We start from the raw sequence: 6465 nt of genomic DNA, 5'->3' as shown, positions 1-6465 counted from the left end.
GAAGGGGAGATTCTTAATGATGCAATTGTTGGTACTCCCTACTATAACCAAATAAATATATTTGGCGGAATAGTTCTTTCTTATGATATTTATGGTAAGCAGGTCATTGCAGGAGATATTCATCCAGATAATTTAGGTCTCCACCTACAGTATTGTGATGATGATGAATTCAATAATTGCATCCAGATTAGAGGGATACCAACAAAAGCAGGTATAGTTAAAGTACGAGTACATGGCGGCTTAGGTGGCGGAATGCTTTCAAAATCAGGCGATTTCGACAAAACCTACACTATCACGATCAAAGATTCAGAAGGATCTTCTTAAGATCGTTTGAGAGGAGCTATTAGCATCGCTCATCGGGATACGAAAATCCGCTCAGAGAGCGGTTTTCTCACATCTAAGTGGTTAAAACGTAAAATAATTTTCGATATCCAAACTGACCCCAATAACAGGGGGCGCCTGAAGCGGCGCCTCCTGAACGCTGATACACTTAGCGGACCGATCGCCGTTTCAGGGAAATCATGAACTATCAGGACGCATTGCAGAGATTATTGTTAAACGACCCGGTAAGAATGAACGCGCTGTACGCCGTTCAGGCGCTGGAACTCAGCGATGGCTGGATTGGCGCCGGCTTTGTCAGGGATGCGGTCTGGGATCATCTGCACGGCTACGGGCAAAGGCCAGTCTCGGGTGATGTGGATGTTGTCTGGTTCGACGCGAAAAGCGGCAGCGCCGCCGACGATAGGGTGCTGGAAGAGAGGCTGAGCCAGCAATCATCCGCCTTTAACTGGTCGGTGAAGAATCAGGCCAGAATGCATCAACGTAACGGTAATAAACCTTATCACTCCACGGAGAATGCGTTGCTGTACTGGCCTGAAACGGCGACGGCTATCGCGGTCAGAATGGGACGTTCAGGGCTTATTGAGGTTATTGCGCCCTACGGGCTGGACGATCTGTTTGCACTCCGTCTGCGGCCCACGCCGGTATTTGCGCAGCATAAGCTGGCTATTTTCCGCCAGCGCGTCGCGGAAAAACGCTGGCTGCAGCGCTATCCAGGCCTGCAGCTGATTGTCCCGACCTGAGCCGTTTCGCCATCACTGCGGGTTAACGCCTGATTTTATGCCATGCCCACTGGGCAGAGTACCGATTTTCCTGCCGTATCCGGGCAAATATCCTGCACGTTGACGCTTATTGATTATACTTTGATGGCAGGTTGTGCTGCTTCAGGCGGTTGCCGCTCTGGGGTAGCAGAACCGACATCCTGGAAATGGGCTTAACCGGTCTGATGAATATTTGATCGTGAAACAGTAATGGAGGTATGGAACGATGGGATTATTAAATTTTGTCAAAGAAGCGGGCGAGAAAATATGGGACGCCGTCTCCGGCGGCAGCAAGGAAGATAAGGCCGACAAGCTGAAAAAACATATTGATGGTCTTAATCTGCCTGGTGCCGAAAAGGTCAATATTGATGTTGCGGACGACGGCACCGCGACGGTTACCGGCGATGTCGGTTCGCAAGAAGATAAGGAAAAAATTCTGGTGGCGGTAGGTAACGTCACCGGCGTTGGTCAGGTTAATGACAGCGTGAAGGTGGCGCAAAGCGGGGCGGAAAGTCGTTATTATACGGTGAAATCCGGCGACACCCTGAGCGCCATCTCTAAAGCGATGTATGGCTCCGCCAATGAGTATCAACGTATTTTTGAAGCCAACAAACCGATGCTGACGCATCCCGATAAAATCTATCCGGGCCAGGTGCTGATTATTCCGGCGAAGTAAGCGCTGAATTCCTTCGGCAGCAGCAGGCCGATGGAATTATCTTCAAGGCCGGCCAGTGACAATATAGGTTTTGTTGCTGGCTGGGGTTGTCCCAGGCGTTTTCCGGACGTCAACGAGTTAAATTCGGTGATGACAGGGATGCGATTATTGCATCCCTGGATCGTTGGATCAGAAGAAATCAATTCGCGTATTGATACCGACGGTGCGGCCCATATTAACCTGCGCGACGGCGCTGCTGCCGTTCATATATCCATAGGTACGGTAACGACGGTCGAACAGGTTATCGACATAGACGGAAATATTCATCCGTTCCGTCGCCTGCCAGCCAATGCTGCTGTCCAGGGTGGCGTAGGCGCCTTGCCGCAGCTGGTTGTCGCCATCGAAATAGTGCGGCCCCACCAGATTAACCGCCAGCCGGGGCATCAGTGCGCCATAGCGCGTATCAATCACGCCATTCACGCTGCTTCCCGCGCCGTAACGCGGTACGAACGGCACCCGGTTGCCGTGGTACAGCTCGCTGTCGTTGGTGAATTCGGAACGGATCATGTTGCCATTGATATCCCATGACCAGCCGGGGGCAAACCGCCATTTCGCTTCCAGCTCAACGCCGGTGGCGTCGGCTCTCCCCGCATTGCTTAAGGTCTGCATTCCGACCGGGCCAGAGTAGAGCTGCATATCTTTGGTGTGGGTATAAAAGGTGGCGGCTTGCAGCGTGACATCGGCGGTTTCGTAACGGGTGCCAATTTCATAATTGATGGATTTTTCCGCGTTGAACGGTTTGGCATCAAGACCTGCGGTAGGCACGATATTGTATCCGGAAGGTTTATATCCCTGGGCGACGCGGGTATATACCCGCCAGTCGTCGGTCAGCAGATAGCCTGCGGAGAGCTGTCCGAGCACCCGGTCGTCATTGCTTTTACCCTGGTCGCCAAATGGGTTTCCCAGCATGCTGCCGTGATACTGCGTGCTGGCTTTATCATGCGAGAAACGCACGCCGCCGCCGATGTCAAAACGTTCGGTTAAATGCCAGGTCAGATCGCTGTAGGCGGCAAGGGTTTCAGCGGTGGTATAGCCGGTGCTGCTTAAATAGGGCATCGTCGGCATATCGTAGGCGGAATTTAGCTTTTCGCGGGTGTTCTGCCGGTACAACCCAAATACCATATCCACGGTACGCGTATCGCCGAGGGTGGCGGCGCGTAGCTCCTGCACATCCTGGTTCCAGCGCTGGGGCATATTGACGATCAACGAGCCGGAAGGGAAGGTCCGGGAATAATTCTGCTGCTGCCAGGCGCCGATCAGATTGAAAACCCAGTCATCGGTAGCGTATTTACCGCTTAGCGTCTGGCTGTCAGTACAGCGCCGTAGGTACGGGTCCGGTGAACCCTCGCCGAGAGACAGCGTACGGCTCTTGAGATCATTCCATGCCACGTAGGCATCCTGTGTAGCGCGAGTGCATTCGCGCGAGGCGGAAAACCCCATTTCCCAGGGCTGGTCGTCCGGCGCCAGACGCAGTTTCACATTCCCGATACTGGCGCGGGTACCGCCTAAATCATCGCTACCGGTCGAGGGGTTAATCATCTCGCCGTCATCAACCTGGCGTAAAAGGGTCACGCTGCCGTATAACAGGCCATCCTGAATCGGGCCGCTCAGGTTGAGTTTGCTTCGATAACTGTCACGACTGCTGACGCCGCCTTCAATATAGCCGCGCGGCGTGCTGTCCGGCTGCTGGGTGACGATGTTAATGATCCCGCCCTGGGCGCTTTTGCCATATAAGGTGCCCTGCGGTCCTCGCAGCAGCTCCACGCTTTGCACATCGGTCAGCGCCTGGATGGTGTTGGTCGAAAGCTGCGGGACGCCATCGACATACAGGGTAACGGCGGGGTTATAAAAGTCCTGGGCCGAAGAGATGCCGCGTAGCGAGATCGTTGAAAAAAGCATGTTGCCGCTATTTTCAATATTCAGCCCAGGCAACACTCTGGGGAGTTTGTCACTGGCGGTAACGCCCGCGTCGCTTAACTCCGTCGCGCTGATAACGGTAGAAGAGACATTATTGGCTGATGCCGAGCGGGAAGACTGTTTGCTGGCGGTGACCACCAACGTGCTTTCGTCTTGCTGTGAGGTTTGGCTATGAGCAGCGGCCGGGAGTAAAAATCCCCCCAGAACCAGAGGATAAAACCGTGTCATTTTCATTGTTATGAATCCCTGAAAAACGGCGAGACGCCAAAATACCGATAATGGTGAATTGAAAATGATAACTATTTCTAATTGCACTGCTACCCGAAACGGGTTTATTTCCACCTGTTTCGGGTAGCGGGGCGCTTATTGGGCTGAATGGCGATAACGCTCAATGGCGAGCGCCGTCAGGCGCTTTTTATCTACCTTGCCGACGGCGGTGAGCGGCCAGTGGGTCAGAAACTCAATTTGATCGGGAATCTTCCACGCGCTGATTCCCATTCGGACCAGCTTTTGACGCAGCTGTTGATAGTCAGAGGGAGTGCGTTGCGCGATGATAAACGCGCATATCCGCTCGCCAAGCAGCGTGTCCGGCGCGGCGACCACGGCGCAATCCTTTACGTCTTCCAGACGCATCAGCACCGATTCCACTTCCGCAGCGGCTATTTTCTCTCCGGCGCGGTTGATCTGCTCTTTTATACGCCCCTCAACGTACAGATTTCCCGCCTCATCGAGCCTGACATTGTCGCCCGTACGGTAAAATCCTTGCGCGGTAAAGGCCCGCGCATTGTGCTCGGGAGCGCGATAATAGCCCGTAATAGTATAAGGACCGCGCGTTAATAACTGTCCCGTTTCGCCGGGCGCAACGTCGTTCTCCTCTTCGTCAACGACGTGAATTTCATCCAGGGGAGACATAGGGCGCCCCTGGCTGTGGAGAACGGTGGCCAGAGGATCGTCCAACCGGGTAAAGCAGAGCAGGCCTTCCGCCATACCGAATACCTGTTGCAGGGGACAATCAAACGTCGAGATAACCTGCTCAGCAAGCGTTGGGTCAAGCCGGGCGCCGCCCACCTGAATGACGCGTAGCGAAGAGAGATCGCTGTCTTCCCACTCTCTGGCCTGCACCCAGAGCTGCGCCAGCGCCGGTACCAGGGCGACGTGGGTCACGCCTTGTTCAGCGATTAAAGGCATCACCTCATCGCAGCTGGCGCTGTCGGTCAATACCACCTTTCCGCCGCAGGCAAGGGTTCCCAGAATACCGGGGCAGGCCAGCGGAAAGTTATGCGCCACGGGGAGGACGGCGAGATACACACTCTGTGGCTTAAGGCCGCACAGTTCGGCGGAGGCGCTGAAGTTATAGCTATAGTCAGCGTGCCGTCGCGGGATAAGCTTTGGCGTCCCGGTGGTGCCGCCTGAGAGCAGCAGCAGCGCGGTGCCGGCAGCATCGGGCTGCGGCCACGCCTGCCGTTCGCCGCGCAGCGAGAAGAGCGGCGTAAAATCGTCGCCTTCGGTCTCACCTGCGACCAGAACTTGCCGCAGGCAGGCGTGTTTGCGCGCCATCTGGCGGGCCAGGTCCGCGTGGCTTTCTCCGTGAATCACATAAGCGGCCGGTTGCGCCAGCGCGATCAGCGCGTCAATATCCAGCGCCCGCTGCGAGGGCATCGCCAGAACAGGGATAACGCCCAGTCTTAACAGCGCGAACAGCAGGATCACAAATGCGTTGCCGTTGGGGAGCTGGATAAGCACATGTTCTCCCGGACGCAAACCCAGCGAGTATAACCCTGCAGCAAGCTCATCGACCCGAAGATCGAGCGCGCTGTAGGTCAGCGAGCCTTTGGCATCAACGACAGCAGTTCGCGAGGGATAGCGAGCCGCCCAGTGGCGCAGCTGTTCAGCAATGGGGAAGGGATACTGTTTTATCAGAGAATCAAAGGAAGAGTGCATGCGTCACCTTTCTGAAGTGCAGGACCGATTTTGCAAAGCGGTCGTCGCAGAAAATACGTGGGGAAAATGGTGAATAATCTGCGTAAAAAAGGCCCTGGATTGTTGCAGCAGATAAAAATGGTCGCCGTCAATCACCACCTCGCCTGCGATATGGTTCAGCCACGGACGCCAGGCCTCCATCTCCGGCCAGGAGGCTTCCCGATCGCGGCTGCCGCACACGAGCAGAGCAGGCGTGCGCAGCGGCGGAAAATCGTCGAGAGAGTCGTAGTGATAGTGCTCAGTAGCGTAAAAATCAGCGCGCAGAAGAGGAAGAAATAGCGACAGTAGCTCCTTGTTTTCCTTTAGTTCAGGCGAACATCCGCCGATATCGATCAGTTCAGCGATAAAGTCGGCATCATCGCGGTCGCTGAGCCTGCGCCGGGAATGCAGATGAGGGGCATGGCAGCCGGAAATAATCAGCCCTTGTGGGCGAAGCCCCCGTTGTTCCAGAAGCCGGCAGGTTTCAAACGCCACCTGCGCGCCCATGCTGTGACCGGCAAGTAAAAGCGGGGCGTCAGGCGATACGCTCTCTTCCAGTTCGTCCGCCAGCAGCGACGCCAGTTGCGTAATGCTGCTGAGCGGCGCCAGATGGCGCAGGCGATCGCGCCCCGGCCAGGTCACCAGGGAAAGCGCGATCTCCGCCATGGGGTGGTCTCGCCAGCGGCGAAACGCGCTACTGCTGCCGCCCGCGAAGGGGCACATCACCAGATGCGCCGTACTGGCGTTGCGGGCGGGCCATAACGGTATACACAT

Annotated in this window: 6 protein-coding genes; 3 read left to right on the top strand and 3 right to left on the bottom strand. The window is 55.6% G+C overall.

The features are described 5' to 3' along the window. From FQK12_RS05535 to lysM, 3 genes are all read left to right on the top strand, one after another. Positions 1 to 324 (top strand): hypothetical protein (locus FQK12_RS05535; protein WP_261392769.1); only part of this gene is annotated, 324 nt, incomplete at its 5' end. A gap of 197 nt (positions 325 to 521) precedes the next feature. Further along, positions 522 to 1082: a nucleotidyltransferase family protein gene (locus FQK12_RS05530; protein ID WP_038423164.1), complete on the top strand. Its 561-nt coding sequence runs from the start codon at positions 522 to 524 to the stop codon at positions 1080 to 1082. A 244-nt stretch (positions 1083 to 1326) separates the two neighbouring features. Further along, positions 1327 to 1776 (top strand): peptidoglycan-binding protein LysM, encoded by a 450-nt coding sequence (gene lysM / locus FQK12_RS05525; protein ID WP_009652149.1) that lies wholly within the window; start codon positions 1327 to 1329, stop codon positions 1774 to 1776. 168 nt (positions 1777 to 1944) lie between these two features. Here lysM and fyuA read toward each other — a convergent pair whose 3' ends face one another. From fyuA to FQK12_RS05510, 3 genes are all read right to left on the bottom strand, one after another. Then, complete coding sequence (gene fyuA / locus FQK12_RS05520) at positions 1945 to 3966, bottom strand: siderophore yersiniabactin receptor FyuA (RefSeq protein WP_014229387.1); 2022 nt, start codon at positions 3964 to 3966, stop codon at positions 1945 to 1947. A gap of 129 nt (positions 3967 to 4095) precedes the next feature. Beyond that, positions 4096 to 5673, bottom strand: coding sequence for a yersiniabactin biosynthesis salycil-AMP ligase YbtE (gene ybtE / locus FQK12_RS05515; RefSeq protein ID WP_014229386.1), 1578 nt, complete (start codon positions 5671 to 5673; stop codon positions 4096 to 4098). 3 nt (positions 5674 to 5676) lie between these two features. Continuing rightward, a partial coding sequence (locus FQK12_RS05510; protein WP_014229385.1) for a thioesterase II family protein occupies positions 5677 to 6465 on the bottom strand: 789 nt, incomplete at its 5' end.

This window comes from Klebsiella sp. ME-303 (assembly GCF_007910085.1).
In the GTDB taxonomy this organism is placed as follows: domain Bacteria; phylum Pseudomonadota; class Gammaproteobacteria; order Enterobacterales; family Enterobacteriaceae; genus Klebsiella; species Klebsiella michiganensis.
The sequence above is the reverse complement of the archived record's forward strand: the minus strand, read 5'-3'. Positions and strand labels throughout refer to the sequence as shown.